This is a genomic window from Lactobacillus johnsonii (assembly GCF_014058685.1).
In the GTDB taxonomy this organism is placed as follows: Bacteria; Bacillota; Bacilli; order Lactobacillales; family Lactobacillaceae; genus Lactobacillus.
In genome coordinates, this window is the sequence record NZ_CP059055.1 from 398025 (window position 1) to 414067 (window position 16043).

Annotated in this window: 8 protein-coding genes; all 8 read left to right on the plus strand. The window is 34.2% G+C overall.

All coding sequences use genetic code 11. The features are described from left to right. Nucleotide 1: 1 nt before the first annotated feature. Complete coding sequence (asp1, locus tag H0I41_RS01850) at nt 2-1510, plus strand: accessory Sec system protein Asp1 (RefSeq protein ID WP_135014271.1); 1509 nt, start codon at nt 2-4, stop codon at nt 1508-1510. A 1-nt stretch (nt 1511) separates the two neighbouring features. Beyond that, nucleotides 1512-3056 carry an accessory Sec system protein Asp2 gene (asp2, locus tag H0I41_RS01855; protein ID WP_135014270.1) on the plus strand — a complete coding sequence of 515 codons (1545 nt, stop codon included), beginning with the start codon at nt 1512-1514 and terminating at the stop codon, nt 3054-3056. Next, a complete protein-coding gene (gene asp3, locus H0I41_RS01860) occupies nt 3040-3897 on the plus strand; it encodes an accessory Sec system protein Asp3 (RefSeq protein WP_135014269.1) in 858 nt (285 codons plus the stop codon). Before asp2 ends, asp3 begins: the two co-directional genes overlap by 17 nt. Before the next feature lie 4 nt (nt 3898-3901). Then, nucleotides 3902-6268, plus strand: coding sequence for an accessory Sec system translocase SecA2 (secA2, locus tag H0I41_RS01865; RefSeq protein ID WP_135014268.1), 2367 nt, complete (start codon nt 3902-3904; stop codon nt 6266-6268). A 12-nt stretch (nt 6269-6280) separates the two neighbouring features. After that, nucleotides 6281-7810: an accessory Sec system glycosyltransferase GtfA gene (gtfA, locus tag H0I41_RS01870; RefSeq protein WP_135014267.1), complete on the plus strand. Its 1530-nt coding sequence runs from the start codon at nt 6281-6283 to the stop codon at nt 7808-7810. Then, nucleotides 7803-9131, plus strand: a complete 1329-nt coding sequence (gene gtfB, locus H0I41_RS01875; protein ID WP_135014266.1) for an accessory Sec system glycosylation chaperone GtfB — start codon at nt 7803-7805, stop codon at nt 9129-9131. The genes gtfA and gtfB overlap by 8 nt, the downstream gene beginning before the upstream one ends. Next, nucleotides 9124-9312, plus strand: coding sequence for a hypothetical protein (locus tag H0I41_RS01880; RefSeq protein WP_023599234.1), 189 nt, complete (start codon nt 9124-9126; stop codon nt 9310-9312). Before gtfB ends, H0I41_RS01880 begins: the two co-directional genes overlap by 8 nt. A 361-nt stretch (nt 9313-9673) precedes the next feature. After that, on the plus strand, nt 9674-15964 hold the full coding sequence (locus tag H0I41_RS01885) for a pectate lyase-like adhesive domain-containing protein (RefSeq protein ID WP_182094574.1): 6291 nt from the start codon (nt 9674-9676) through the stop codon (nt 15962-15964). Nucleotides 15965-16043 lie beyond the last annotated feature (79 nt).

The window sequence follows — 16043 nt, forward strand, 5'->3', positions numbered from 1 at the left end:
AATGAAATATTTTATTCCTGCATGGCATAAACAATACGATGACTGGTCAATTAATATTCCAAGTATTGAAAACTATGACGCAGCAGAATACATGACTGTTTTAAAAAAGTTTGACGAAGAAATTGGTCTGATAATTACAGACTATCAGCCTCAATTGTTGAGTAAATTAAATCAAATTGCCTTTTTCCCTAATACCCTATTTTCTGTATATGATTTTTTACAAGGAGTTCATGGATTTGAAAATAAGGTTTTAGAATTAGAAGATTTTAACTGGCCTAAAAATGCAATTTTTGATTATGGTCCTTTTAGAACCTTAATTGTTTTAGAAAATAAACTATATGCAACAGTTTTCTATGATATTGATGGGCATATTTTAAGGATCTCTTATCCTGAAAATGACGAGCATAAAGCATTTACTTTGGGTATAGATAGTCGTGGTTTTATCTCTAATCAAGATGATGAGGAAAAAACTATCTACTTTGATCCATACGGTAATTGGCGTTTTAAAAAGGACAAAACCACTGACAAAATCACGGTTAATCCAGAAATGCATTTTTGTAAAAGAAGAGAATATGAAAATATTACAGATTTGGTTGATGAGATTTTAAGTCGATACTTAAAGGTCAATGCTAAGAATAATGATGAAATAATTGTAACAGTAGATGATGAGAGTAGTTTTAATAATGAAATCATTGAGCCATATAAACCTTTATATCTAATCAATAGACACCATCCTTATAGTAAAAAAATAGGTAGCCTAGCTAGGGCAAAAGTAATTGTAAGTAGCAATGAAATTAAACAAAATCTAGAAAAAAATTATAGAGAACAGTTCGATATTTCAGTTATTCCTGTCTTTAATTCGGAATTTCGTCTTGGTCATAGTCAAAGACAAAATGTACAGGAGATTGGCTTCTTTGCGGAAAATGCAAATGACGAAGATATTCATCAAATTATTCAAAAGCTGTGTAACTACATCTTAAAAAATCCAGATAATTACAGCTTGAAAATATTTACATACAATTTTTGGAAAGCTGATCATGTGAATAAAATTCTTGAGCAAATAAAAGAAGAAAACAAAAACAGTTTTATTCTCGGAAAGTCAGAACAAGCAGAAAATGCTCCAATTGATGGACTTGATGATGAAGTGAGTTTACCAGAACTTGATGTTGCGCATACCCGTTTAACTAATATTTCAGATGTATTAAGTAATTTGGATAAAATGAGACTTTTAATAAATTGGGGAAAAGCGGATGAATTAATGCAAATATCAGGTGTAAGTATTGGAATTCCACAAGTGCAAAACTTTTCTTCGGCCACTGTTGTGGATAATAAAAATGGACGAATTATAAAGAAAATAAGTGAGCTTTTACCTGTAGTTGATGAGTATTTAACTAATTTAAATAGTTGGAATCAGACAGTAGTATATAACGTACAATTAATGAACCAGTATTCCGAAGAAAACATCATTGAGAAATGGAAAGAAGTATTTAAAGAGAGGAAAGCGGAGTAGAATGCGAGTTTTACAACTAGGTAATGATAACTGGGAGAAAAAATATACAGTCCCAGAAGATATGGAATGGCATTTTAACGACTTTTCTTTTGAAGAAAAAAAGGCTACGAAGAAAAAGGGGATAAAAAGTTATGATGTAATTTTAGTTACTGGTAAAACTAACTTAACTAGTGACCAGTTGAAGAAGTTAAAGCAATTGATATCCCCATATCATGTTTTATACAGTTCTAATTTAAATACAGAATTGGATGATCATGAAAAATATTTTTTGAAAAGTATTGCTGCTCAAAAAATAAAAGAAGAACCGCAGTATTTGATTGATCGACTTCCAATTCGGTACTTCTCTGGACAATCCGGATTAAGGATTTTTCCAAGTCAACTGAAATTAAATGAGCATATAGTTAATAGTTATGAGTTTGAAGAACAGGGTCATCTTAAAGTAAATCTAGATACCCATAATGAATGGGTCAATTTAGGTACTTATAAAAGTGGGGTCTTTATCGATCCTGATAAGCAGATCAATTTTTGGCTTTCATTAAAGAATTTCAATTTTCAAGTTAGACTGAGAATTTTTATTCAGCAACCTGGTACAGATGGAGATGTCAAAGAACAAAGAGTAATAGACTTAAGCTCTTTTAATAAAGATGAATATTTTTCTCAAATTGAAGCATCTGACCACTACCGGACTGCAACCCTAAATCTAGAAGTTAAGGGAAGCGGCGACTTAATCATTGGCGTGCTTCATTCACGTTGGGGCCGAGATGGAGCCGGAAATTTCATTGCCGGTGGGCAAAGAATAGTTAATCCTCAGACTAGAGATGATATTGCCTATTACTTTAATCCTGGCGACCTGAAGCCCCCATTAAATGTATATTTTTCAGGTGCGCGTGAAGCAGAAGGTTTTGAGGCATATTTCTTGTTTAAAGGGTTAAAAGCACCGATGCTTTTATTTACTGATATGCGATTAAATATTGGTCAATTTTATGATGATGAGGATAATTTTTTTGAGCAAGAAATTATTAAAACAATTAAGTCAAAATTGAATGAATTGGGGTTTGATGAATCGCAACTACTAGTAAGTGGAATTTCAATGGGAACATATCCTGCGATAAAATATGGAGCTAAAATGAGTGCTCATGCAATTAATGTTGCAAAACCCTTGGTAAATTTGGGCTATATTGCTTCAAGGACTGCCTTAGATCGTCCCGACGAATTTGAAACTATGTTCGATATTGATAAAGGGATCGGTCCAGCTACCGATAGAGATGACTTGAAAAAAATTGATGAGAATTTTTGGAAAGAATTTGATAAGCAAGATCTTTCAAAAACACGCTTTTTTGCTGGTTATATGATTAATGATGACTATGACGATAAAGCAGTAAAAGAGTTAAAAGAGTCTCCTGCTGTAAAGCAAGCAGCCCAGTTTTCTGCTAAAGGATTTCCCGGACGACATAATGATGATCCACAAGTTAACTACTGGTTTATTGATCGTTTAAATGAACTATTAAGAGAAGATTTTGGTCGAGATAATGAAAAACGTAATTAATCAAGTTTATTGGGATAGAATGTCAGAGACATATTTATATGGAACGGCATTTAAGAAAAACGCTAAAAATGAAGTCACTTTTAAGAATAAATTGATGCCTTCAGGAAAAACTCTTATTAGCTGGTCATCAATAGCAAATTATCAGGCAGCAAAAGAAGTCCCTAGTTTACCACTCCTGCTGAATGGACAAGAATATTTGTTAAAAATTAGTGCAAAGATTAAGCCGGAAAATAGTGCAATTTTTGGAATACATTTTTTTGATATTCAGGGAAATGAAATTGATAAGGTTATTTTCACTGATTTAGAACAAAAGTTTAAATATCCAACTCGAGCAGTGAAATACACTATTGAAATAATTAGTGGTGGAGTAGAAGAGATTAATTTTAAAAAAATTCAAATTTCTCCTTTGGATTTAGAAGAAGTTTTCAATGATTTTTATCCTCATCCTATTTATTTAAATAAAAATTCCCAAAAAGAAGGGCTTATTCTACTTGATGATTCTAAACGAGCTAGAATTATTGCTCCATTTAAGATTAAGAGTTATGTGGGAGCCAATTTAACTATTGGATATCTGAGTTGGCAAAATAAACAGCATGGTCTTGAACTGTTGAAAGACTATATTAATGAACATAAAGATAAAGAATTAGTCCTCTTTAGCAGTAGTGCTGATATAGATGAATTTTTAGCAAACTCTAAATCCTTAAACTGTACGGTAGTGTATTCGAAGGCTTTTGTAGATGAAGGATATCATAATTTGCAGGAAACATATCTTTCAAAAAATTATCGAGAACCTGATCAAGTTCGAATGGTAAAAGAAGCTATTAATTATTTTAAGGAATGATGCAATGCTAACAGATAGGTTAAGACTAAAAAAAGCCAGGAAATTGTTAAATAAAATTAATAAATTAGGTCCTAAAATGCAGGCAATGAGTGATGAAGAACTGCAAGGACAAACTGCTATTTTTAAAAAGCAACTTAAAGAAGGTAAAAGTTTAGATGATATTTTACCAGAAGCTTATGCCACTGTAAGGGAAGCAGATAAAAGAATTTTGGGGATGTTCCCCTATGATGTACAGGTTTTAGGGGCAATTGTATTACATAATGGCTCCATTGCTGAAATGAAAACTGGAGAAGGTAAAACTTTAGTTGCGACAATGGCTCTTTATCTAAATGCTTTAGAAGGTAAAGGCGCAATGCTAGTGACTCCAAATGGTTATCTTGCATCTCGTGATAAAAAAGAGTTAGCTCCAGTTTATGAGTGGCTAGGTTTAAGTGTTAGCTTAGCTTTTGCAGAAGAGAAAGATAGTAAAAAGAAAATAACTGCTAAAACTAAAAGAAAATGGTATAACTCCGATATTGTATATACTACTGCTTCTTCTTTAGCTTTTGATTATTTGTTTAATAATCTTGCCAGCTCCAAAGAAAATCAATATTTACGCCCATTTAATTATGTTATTGTCGATGAAGTGGATGAGGTTTTATTAGATGAAGCACAGACTCCATTCGTGGTCTCCTCTAGTCCTAATGTTCAATCAAATCTATATCATTTGGCAGATCAGTTTGTAAGACTATTAGATCCCGAGGTGGACTATGTATTTAAAAAGGATGATCAATTATTTTGGTTAACAGCCCACGGTATTGAAAAAGCTGAGCAATTTTTTAAACTAGATAGCTTATTTTCTAATGATAGTAGGAGTGTTTATCGCCATATTATTTTAGCGATGGGTGCGCACTTAACTATGAGACGAGGACATGACTACTTGGTTGTAAAAGGCGAAGTGGTCTTGTTAGATGAAGATAGTGGTAGATTAAAACGTGGAGTGCAGGTAAGTACAGGAATTCACCAGGCTGTTGAAGCTAAAGAAAAGGTTGATTTGACTAAAATTCAGAAAACAGCAGCTTCAATAACATTTCCAGCTTTATTTGCATTGTTTAATAAAGTAAGTGGAATGAGTGGAACTGCTAAAGTTAATGAAGAAGAGTTTTTACAGACCTATAACTTAAAAGTGGTAACTATCCCTACAAGAGTGCCGGTAATTAGAAAAGATTATCGCCCACTTATTTTCTTAACTACAAGAGATAAATTAATGACAGCTGTAAATGATGTAGTAGAAATGCATAAAACTGGTCGGCCTGTGTTACTTGTTGCTGGTTCTGTAGAAAATTCAGAAATTATTTCAGAACTATTGCTCAATATTGGTATTCCTCATAATGTTTTAAATGCCTATAATGCAGCCTATGAAGCGCAAATTATTAAAAATGCAGGTCAAAAAAATGCTGTAACTATTGCAACAAATATGGCTGGTAGAGGAACTGATATTAAGCTAGGACCCGGAGTTAAGGAACTAGGTGGCTTAGCAGTAATTGGAACTGAAATGTTACCTAAAAGAGTGGAATTGCAGCTAGCGGGTCGTGCTGGCAGACAAGGAGATCCAGGTAGCAGCCAATTTCTGATTTCCTTAGAGGATTCATTTATTTCTTCTAATAATACTCCTCGTCAGAAGAAGTATTACCGCAAATTAATGAAGAAGAAGTCAAAGGGAAAGGATATTACTCTTCTCTCAGGTCCGCGAATTCGATTTAGTTTGCTCATGCTGAGAACCCGTAAAGAAGATCTTAATGAGTTGATGAGAAGTCAAACTAATAAGATGGAAATAATTTTATCGCTTCAACGGAAGAATTTTTATACTAGAAGAGACAAAATTATGAAAACTGATGATTTACAGGAAGATGTAGATCGGATCATCGATAATGCACTGAATCTTTATTTAGAAAAACAGGATTTATCAAATAAGAGTGATTTAAAGTACTTTATTAACCAGCATGTTACTTATCAACAGGTTAATGTACCAGATAATTTGAAAACTAAAAAAGCAATTAAAGACTTTTTGAAAGAATTAGCTTACAAGATTCTTGATGAGAAGAAGCATGTATTAATTAACAAAAAACAAGCAAATGATTTTTACCAACAAGTGATTATTTCATCAATGGATGGAAATTGGATTGATCAAGTAGATAGAATTGAAAAAATAAAGATTAATGCACAGCAATGGGGAAGAAGTGGAAGACCGCAAGATCTTCTCCACCAAGAAAAGGCTTTTGAAGCGTATAAAGATTTCTTAGATAAAATTACCTTGTCTACCTTTGATAATCTTTTATTAAGCAAGATTTTTACGAATGAAAAAGGACAATTAGTTGTAGTATTTAATTAGTAGGGGAAAATTATGACCGTATATAACATAAATTTAGGAATAGGTTGGGCTAGCTCTGGAGTAGAATACGCTCAAAAATATCGTGATCAAAGTTTTGATAAAGTGGGAATTGAACGAAAATTTATTTTTTCAGATTTAATTTTAGGGAATAATATCGGAGATTTAACTGCCAATTTGGGTTTTGATAATGACAATATTATCTGGTTATATAACTTCTTTACTGATGTAAAGATTTCAACGTCTAATTATTCTTTAGATACTCTAGAAAACGAACTCAATTTAAAAAAACTAAGTAGTAATGTAAAGACTGTTGGAAAAGAAGTATTTTATCAATTAAATGATGGCTTACAGCTAGTAGCTCGACTAAGTGATGCCGAAAAACGTACCATTGATCAGATTAGCTATGTTAAAAATAATACTTTACTTAAGAGAGACTTTTATTCTTACACTAAGTATGCCTGTGAGTATTATTTAGGTGCAGATAAAGATAATCGGGTTACCTTTCGGGAATTCTATAATGAAGATGGCACAATTGCTTATACACAACATTTAAATGGTAATCAAGAAACATTTGAATTTGCAAATGGTGAAGTTATTTATAGTAAAGATGACCTTTATCTGAAAATGCTTAAAGAATTGAACTTTACTAAAAAAGACGTAATTATTCTAGACAGAGAAGATGAAGATAAGAACTTAATTAATGGTCAACTAGTTTTTGAAAACCATGGACCAGCTAAATTAGTGGTGGTAGTTCATGCTGATCATTTTGATAAGCACTATACCACAGATCAAAATATCTTATGGAATAATTTTTATGAATATCAATTCCAACATGCGAAATATGTCGATAGCTTTATTGTAGCTACAAATGAACAAAAGAAGATTTTAAAAAATCAATTTAAAAAATACTATAATATTGAACCGCGTATTGATTGTATTCCAGTGGGAAGTTTAAATGAGTTGGAGCATCCTACACAAGGCCGGATGAAACATACCTTAATTACAGCTTCTCGCTTAGCAAAAGAAAAGCACATTGATTGGATTGTGAATGCAGTAGTAGCAGCTAAAAATAGTGTCCCTGATCTTTCTTTAGATATCTATGGAACTGGCGGTGAAGCAGGGATGCTTACTAATTTAATTAATCAAAATCAAGCACAAGATTATATTCATATTATGGGACAAAGAGATTTAACAAAAGTCTATCGAAACTATCCTGCTTATATTGCCGCTTCAACAAGCGAAGGCTTTGGTCTCTCACTGCTTGAAGCTGTGGGATCTGGATTAGCAATGATTGGCTTTGATGTTCCTTATGGTAATCCTACTTTTATTGAAAATGGAAAAAATGGAATGCTTTTACCATATAATGAAGAATGGACTGACTTTAGAAAAGAAGAAGTTTTAACAAAAGCAATTATCGAGTTGTTTACTAAGAGTGATGTAGACAGCTTTAATAAAAAATCATATCAAATGGCAGAACCTTATTTAACTGCAAATGTTGCTAAACAATGGAAAAAATTAGTGGGGGAATTGGTCAATGATTAATTTATTTGAAAATTTAGACGTAGAATCAACCGACTTTCTAAGATCACAGCTTTTTGCTAATCTTAAAATTCCTTCTGTGGTAATTAATGATGATGGTTTTTTACCAATTGAGGTAGACTCTCCCTTTAAATTCTATTGCGGATTTGGTGATGAAAATACTCCCCTGTACTTTGACCGTCTAAAGGTGCCAGAATTTCATCGAATTGTAGCAACTGCAAGTAAGGGAGAAGTCTACGATCTTTATGAAAAGAGAGCAGATATTTTCTTCCTTGCTACTGATAATACTAGGCTAATTAAAGAAGTTCATTGGCTTGATAAGAATGGTAACTTGAGCTGGATTGATCACTATAATCGTCAGGGAAAGCTATTTGCTAAAACTTATGTTAACAATGGACAGCAAGTTTTAAAGCGGTACTTTAATAAAGATGGAAAAGAAGTTATTACACAATATTTAGTTTCTGGCGATATCTTTTTACATGAAGAAAATAATGAACGATATTTTGCTAATTTAGCTCAATTTGTGACTTACTATTTAAGAAAAAAGAAATACCAGCTTGATCATATTTTCTACAATACTTTGAATCAGTCAATGATGGTAAGTTTAGGCCTTCAAAATGATGGTAGTGATACGCTGTTTTGGCATGAAAAGATTACTAACGATCTACCAGGTAATATGAAGTATTTAATGGACAATAGTACCAGAACTAAGCATATTGTTTTCCAAAATTATGTAGATTGGCAAACGTGGAAGAATAAATTACCAAATGATAAAAATGTTGATTTTAGATTTTTAGGTATGATTTATCCTCATCCAAGAGGAAACAAAATGCGTCCTGAAGCAGTTATTTTGACTAACTCAGACCAGATTGAACATTTAGATGAAGTAGTTCAAGCAATGCCAAATATTCATTTTAATATTGCGGCTATTACTGAAATGTCATCTAAGTTATTAGCTTTCAAAAAGTATAACAATGTTCGTTTATACCCTAATGCCACAACTAAACAAATTCAGGAATTGTATCAAACTAGTGATATTTATCTAGATATAAATCATGGTAATGAAATTTTGGATGCGGTTCGTGGTGCTTTTGAACAAAATATGTTAATTCTGGGATTTGAAAATACTTTGCACAATTCTCAATTTATTAGTTCAGAAAATGTATTTAAGCCGAATGAAGTTGATAAGATGGCAGATAAGATTTCAGATGCTTTATCTGATACAAATAATATGAGAGAGCTTATTGATGAGCAACGTTTACTTGCTGGGGATGTAAGTGTTGAACAGTATAAAGAGGTTATCGGCGATTTGAGAAATGAATAAAGAAAAGAAAAAATCGACGTTAGTGGAACAACACGCGTTGAAGCGATTAGAAAAAGTAGAAGAGAACCAGAGAAAAGCTTATGAAAAAAAGCAGAATGATTTTCCCTGGAAACAAATAACTATGGGATTACTTTTTGGAATAATTTTACTTTTGATGTTAATCCAAATGATAGTTAAATAAAAGAAGGCTAGTCTTATTGTGATTTATACTTTTTCAAACAAATAGTTAAAATATAAATTAAAAAATCAGTTCGTCAGTATTACGGACTGATTTTTTTCTGTTCTTTTTTAGTTTACCCTTGTCTTTTACTTGTTGAATAATAAAAAACGAATAAAGTTATATTATTTTTGCTTTTTTATTAATAATAAAATTTTATAAATAACAATTAAGAAAAATATTTTCTATTTTTTCTTTGATTTATCAACCTTTTTTCTTTTATTTAATTACCAAAGAGTTATTATAGAGTATGCAATAATAACAATTGAAATGCTTCTAATAAATAAAATTAATTGTAATATTATAGTAACGAGTAGGAAATGTTATGAAAGACAAAAAATTTAAGAAGAATCAAAAAAATAAATATGTCGATCCTAATAGTTTAAAGGAATCGGGAGACAGTTCTAACCCATATCTTAAAGAACTAGCAGCTTTAGCAGCAATTCTGGGAACTGGAGCTACAGGGGCAGCAATTTTACCTAATGATCGTGTATATGCTGCACAAACTTCTGTAGATGCTAAATCACAAATAGTTGGATCAGTATCTGAAAGTACGCAGACTGACTTGTCAAAAAAGGGAAACAGTAAATCTGATGAAAATGGAGTCAGTACTAGTAATTCAGAAGCTAAGAGTATGTCTACTTCTAGTTCAAAAAGCTTAAGGATCTCTCGGAGCGCATCTACCTCTTTGAGTCAATCGCAACAGATTTCACAATCTATGTCATTAAGTAATTCGCAGAGTCTTTCGGAGTCTTTAAGTTATTCTAAAAGTAAACTAAATTCTTCAAGTAATACTCAAAAAAAGATATCTAATTCTGAGACGCACAGTACTTTTAAATCTTCGAAGAATAAAAAAATAAGTGAAGAAAACTCTCTTACTTCAAGCTCAAATACTAACAGATCTAGTAATAAAACAAATATAAGAAATTTCTATTCTAGTGAGACCTCCTCTCTTGATAGAAGTCAAGGTCCTTTTCAAAGTAATACTAGTGAAATAAATAGCTTAAGTTTGAGCAGTAGACAGCTTATAGGTGAGAATTTTCAAATCCCTGTAGTTATTCAAAATTCTATTAACAATAGTTCTGATAATAAAACACAAACTAATAATAAAAAACTACAGATAGATAAATTGAATTTAACTGGTGTTTTTACCAACCTACTTCAAATTAATGATGAAAATGCAGTAGATGTAAGCACTAGTGCTGAATTTCAAAATGCTCTTAATAATTCAACTGTAAACGCTATTCGCTTGACAGCTAACATTGATTTAGGACAGTCAAGTATCGGAAGTATTCGAATTCCTCCTCGTAATCTGACAATTGATGGTGCTAATCATGACCTTAACTTAGGCAATAATTGTATTTGGCTCAATAATTCTGCTTCACCTAAGACTACCACGATTATTAAGTCTCTTAATCTTTATACGGCCAATAATCGTGGAGGCTTTGCCCTTACTAATTCCGGTGCAGAAACATTAATATATGATAATGTCCATGCTACTGGTGGAGCGGCAGTTTTTGCAGATACTTATGCTTCTAGTGGCTATCTAAAAACTTTTGAGATTCAAGGTCATACTACAATTGATGGAGTAAACTCATATAAATATAATGGCAATACTTATGACACGAGTTCTGCTAATTTTGTTGGGTATAGCACTTTGCTCTATGCCGGAAACGACTTAATTGTTGATGACAATGCGAGCTTAATCATTAATAACAATATGTCGGCGTATGATGTGGCAATGTTGGCCAATAATGGAGAACATGCTGTACGAGTTGGTGAAAATGCTACTTTAAGAATTAATAATACTTATAGTTATTCAGGTGGGGAAATTTGGAATAATGTCGGTAATATTGCTTTAACTAATGGTGAGGCGGAATTTACTGCTGGAAAAAATTCAAATATTAATTTAAGTACCAGTGGAGCAAATATTTACATTGCGAGTGGAAGTACGAATAACACTGTCAACTTTGAAGCAGCAACTAATACTACTTTTTCTGGTAATACTAATTTCTACTTCGGTGGATCGGATAATACGGTAAATATTGATGATCCAGCTCATGTGATTTTAAATACAACGACTGGAACGACTTACTCTACTAACTCTTCAAATCTTACAATAAATGCTACTGATACAAACGTAATTGTAACTAAGAATGGGGTAACTAAGAGATCAAATTATTTTGCTAATAATCGAAGTACGGTTAACGGAACAAATTATACAATTGGGATAACTATTGGTGAGCAAAATAATGGTGAAACGGCTGTTAAAAATGTAATGGCCGATATTAATAAGTCAGGTACAACTAGGGTAGAATATACTAGTGAAACTCAACACTCAGAAAGTATTTCGGATTCTATAAGAACGTCGGAAAGTATCTCTACAGCTATTATTGAAAGTGAGTCAACTAGTGCTAGTGAACGAGAAAGTGAAAGCCTAAGCAACTCGGTGTCAATGAGTGAGAGTTTGAGTAACTCAGTATCAATGAGAGAAAGCTTGAGCAATTCAGTATCGATGAGCGAAAGCTTAAGTAACTCAGTAAGCATGAGCGAAAGTCTAAGTAACTCAGTAAGCATGAGTGAAAGCTTAAGCAACTCAGTGTCAATGAGCAAAAGCTTAAGTAACTCGGTGTCAATGAGTGAGAGTTTGAGTAACTCAGTATCAATGAGTGAAAGCTTAAGCAACTCAGTGTCAATGAGCGAAAGCTTAAGTAACTCGGTGTCAATGAGTGAGAGTTTGAGTAACTCAGTATCAATGAGCGAAAGTCTAAGTAACTCAGTATCGATGAGTGAAAGCTTGAGTAACTCAGTAAGCATGAGCGAAAGCTTAAGTAACTCAGTAAGCATGAGCGAGAGTTTGAGCAACTCAGTAAGTATGAGTGAAAGCTTGAGTAACTCGGTATCGATGAGTGAGAGTTTGAGCAACTCAGTATCGATGAGTGAGAGCTTGAGCAACTCAGTAAGCATGAGTGAAAGTTTAAGTAACTCAGTAAGTATGAGTGAAAGCTTGAGTAACTCAGTAAGCATGAGCGAGAGTTTGAGTAACTCAGTAAGTATGAGCGAGAGCTTGAGTAATTCAGTAAGCATGAGCGAGAGCTTAAGTAACTCAGTGTCAATGAGTGAAAGCTTGAGCAACTCAGTAAGTATGAGTGAAAGCTTAAGCAACTCAGTGTCAATGAGCGAAAGCTTAAGTAACTCGGTGTCAATGAGTGAGAGTTTGAGTAACTCAGTATCAATGAGCGAAAGTCTAAGTAACTCAGTATCGATGAGTGAAAGCTTGAGCAACTCGGTATCAATGAGCGAAAGCTTATCTAACTCAGTATCGATGAGTGAAAGCTTAAGCAATTCAGTAAGCATGAGTGAGAGTTTGAGTAACTCAGTAAGCATGAGTGAGAGCTTAAGTAACTCAGTAAGCATGAGTGAGAGCCTAAGCAACTCAGTAAGCATGAGTGAAAGCTTAAGCAACTCAGTATCAATGAGTGAGAGCTTAAGCAACTCAGTGTCAATGAGTGAAAGCTTGAGCAACTCAGTAAGTATGAGTGAAAGCTTGAGTAACTCAGTATCGATGAGCGAGAGTTTGAGTAACTCAGTAAGTATGAGCGAAAGCTTGAGCAACTCAGTAAGCATGAGTGAAAGCTTAAGTAACTCAGTAAGCATGAGCGAAAGCTTAAGCAATTCAGTAAGTATGAGTGAAAGCTTGAGCAATTCGGTATCAATGAGCGAAAGCTTATCTAACTCAGTATCGATGAGTGAAAGCTTAAGCAATTCGGTAAGCATGAGTGAAAGCTTAAGCAATTCAGTAAGCATGAGCGAGAGCTTAAGTAACTCAGTAAGCATGAGTGAAAGTTTGAGTAACTCAGTAAGCATGAGTGAGAGCTTGAGCAATTCGGTATCCATGAGTGAAAGCTTGAGTAACTCAGTAAGCATGAGTGAGAGCTTGAGCAATTCGGTATCCATGAGTGAAAGCTTGAGTAACTCAGTATCGATGAGTGAAAGCTTGAGCAACTCAGTAAGCATGAGTGAAAGCTTAAGTAACTCAGTAAGCATGAGTGAAAGCTTAAGTAACTCAGTAAGCATGAGCGAAAGCTTAAGCAATTCAGTAAGTATGAGTGAAAGCTTGAGCAACTCGGTATCAATGAGCGAAAGCTTATCTAACTCAGTATCGATGAGTGAAAGCTTAAGCAACTCGGTATCAATGAGCGAAAGCTTATCTAACTCAGTATCGATGAGTGAAAGCTTAAGCAATTCGGTAAGCATGAGTGAAAGCTTAAGCAATTCAGTAAGCATGAGCGAGAGCTTAAGTAACTCAGTAAGCATGAGTGAAAGTTTGAGTAACTCAGTAAGCATGAGTGAGAGCTTGAGCAATTCGGTATCCATGAGTGAAAGCTTGAGTAACTCAGTAAGTATGAGTGAAAGCTTGAGCAACTCAGTAAGCATGAGTGAAAGCTTAAGTAACTCAGTAAGCATGAGTGAAAGCTTAAGTAACTCAGTAAGCATGAGCGAAAGCTTAAGCAATTCAGTAAGTATGAGTGAAAGCTTGAGCAACTCGGTATCAATGAGCGAAAGCTTATCTAGCTCAGTATCGATGAGTGAAAGCTTAAGCAACTCAGTAAGTATGAGTGAAAGCTTGAGCAACTCGGTATCAATGAGCGAAAGCTTATCTAACTCAGTATCGATGAGTGAAAGCTTAAGCAATTCGGTAAGCATGAGTGAAAGCTTGAGCAACTCAGTAAGTATGAGTGAGAGTTTGAGTAACTCAGTAAGCATGAGTGAGAGTTTGAGTAACTCAGTAAGCATGAGTGAGAGCTTAAGTAACTCAGTAAGTATGAGTGAGAGCTTGAGCAATTCGGTATCAATGAGTGAAAGCTTAAGTAACTCGGTATCAATGAGTGAGAGCTTGAGCAACTCAGTAAGTATGAGTGAGAGTTTGAGTAACTCAGTAAGTATGAGCGAAAGTTTGAGTAACTCAGTAAGCATGAGCGAAAGCTTAAGTAATTCAGTAAGCATGAGTGAGAGCTTGAGCAACTCAGTAAGCATGAGTGAAAGTTTGAGTAACTCAGTAAGCATGAGTGAAAGCTTAAGTAACTCAGTAAGCATGAGTGAAAGCTTAAGCAACTCAGTAAGCATGAGTGAGAGCTTAAGCAACTCAGTGTCAATGAGTGAAAGCTTGAGCAACTCAGTAAGCATGAGTGAAAGTTTAAGTAACTCAGTAAGCATGAGTGAAAGTCTAAGCAACTCAGTATCAATGAGTGGGAGCTTATCTAACTCAGTATCGATGAGTGAAAGCTTAAGTAACTCAGTAAGCATGAGCGAGAGCTTGAGTAACTCGGTATCAATGAGTGAAAGCTTAAGTAACTCGGTATCAATGAGTGAAAGCTTGAGCAACTCAGTAAGTATGAGTGAGAGCTTAAGCAACTCGGTATCAATGAGTGAGAGTTTGAGTAACTCAGTAAGTATGAGCGAAAGCTTAAGCAACTCAGTATCGATGAGTAAGAGCTTGAGCAACTCAGTAAGCATGAGTGAAAGTTTAAGCAACTCAGTAAGCATGAGCGAGAGCTTGAGCAACTCAGTATCGATGAGTGAGAGTTTGAGTAACTCAGTAAGTATGAGCGAAAGCTTGAGCAACTCAGTAAGCATGAGTGAAAGTTTAAGTAACTCAGTAAGCATGAGCGAAAGCTTAAGCAATTCAGTAAGTATGAGTGAAAGCTTGAGCAACTCGGTATCAATGAGCGAAAGCTTATCTAACTCAGTATCGATGAGTGAAAGCTTAAGCAATTTGGTAAGCATGAGTGAAAGCTTAAGCAATTCAGTAAGCATGAGTGAGAGTTTGAGTAACTCAGTAAGCATGAGCGAAAGCTTAAGCAATTCAGTAAGCATGAGTGAAAGTTTGAGTAACTCAGTAAGCATGAGTGAAAGCTTAAGTAACTCGACAAGTATGAGCGAAAGCTTAAGTAAGTCGGTATCAATGAGTGAAAGCATGAGCGAGAGTTTAAGCAACTCGGTATCAATGAGCGAGAGCTTGAGTAACTCAGTAAGCATGAGCGAAAGCCTAAGTAACTCAGTAAGTATGAGTAAGAGCATGAGCAACTCAGTAAGCATGAGCGAAAGCCTAAGTAACTCAGTAAGCATGAGCGAGAGTCTAAGCAACTCAGTATCAATGAGTGAAAGCTTAAGTAACTCAGTAAGCATGAGCGAGAGCCTAAGCAACTCGGTATCAATGAGCGAAAGCTTAAGTAACTCAGTAAGCATGAGTGAGAGTTTGAGTAACTCAGTAAGCATGAGTGAGAGTTTGAGTAACTCAGTAAGCATGAGCGAAAGCTTAAGTAACTCAGTAAGCACGAGTGAGAGCTTGAGCAACTCAGTATCAATGAATAAGAGTCAATCTAGATCAACACCGAATAACAGTAGTACTCAATCTACTTCTACTGATACGCTTCAGCCAAAACATAAAAATGCTGAATCTGTAGATAAGGCAGCTAAGAAAGATCACCGTAGAGGTAAATTGCCTCAAACTGGTGCAGAATCAAATTCAAGCTTCTTGGGATTAATGATCGCTGCTTTAGGTGGATTGCTTGGCTTCAGACGTAAGAAACGTAAAGATGAAGATAAAGATTAATAGATCTTAAATATAATAAATAAAGCCTCGACTTCCTTTTCTGGAAACTCGAGGCTTTGTTTTTATTAATATGAAGAAA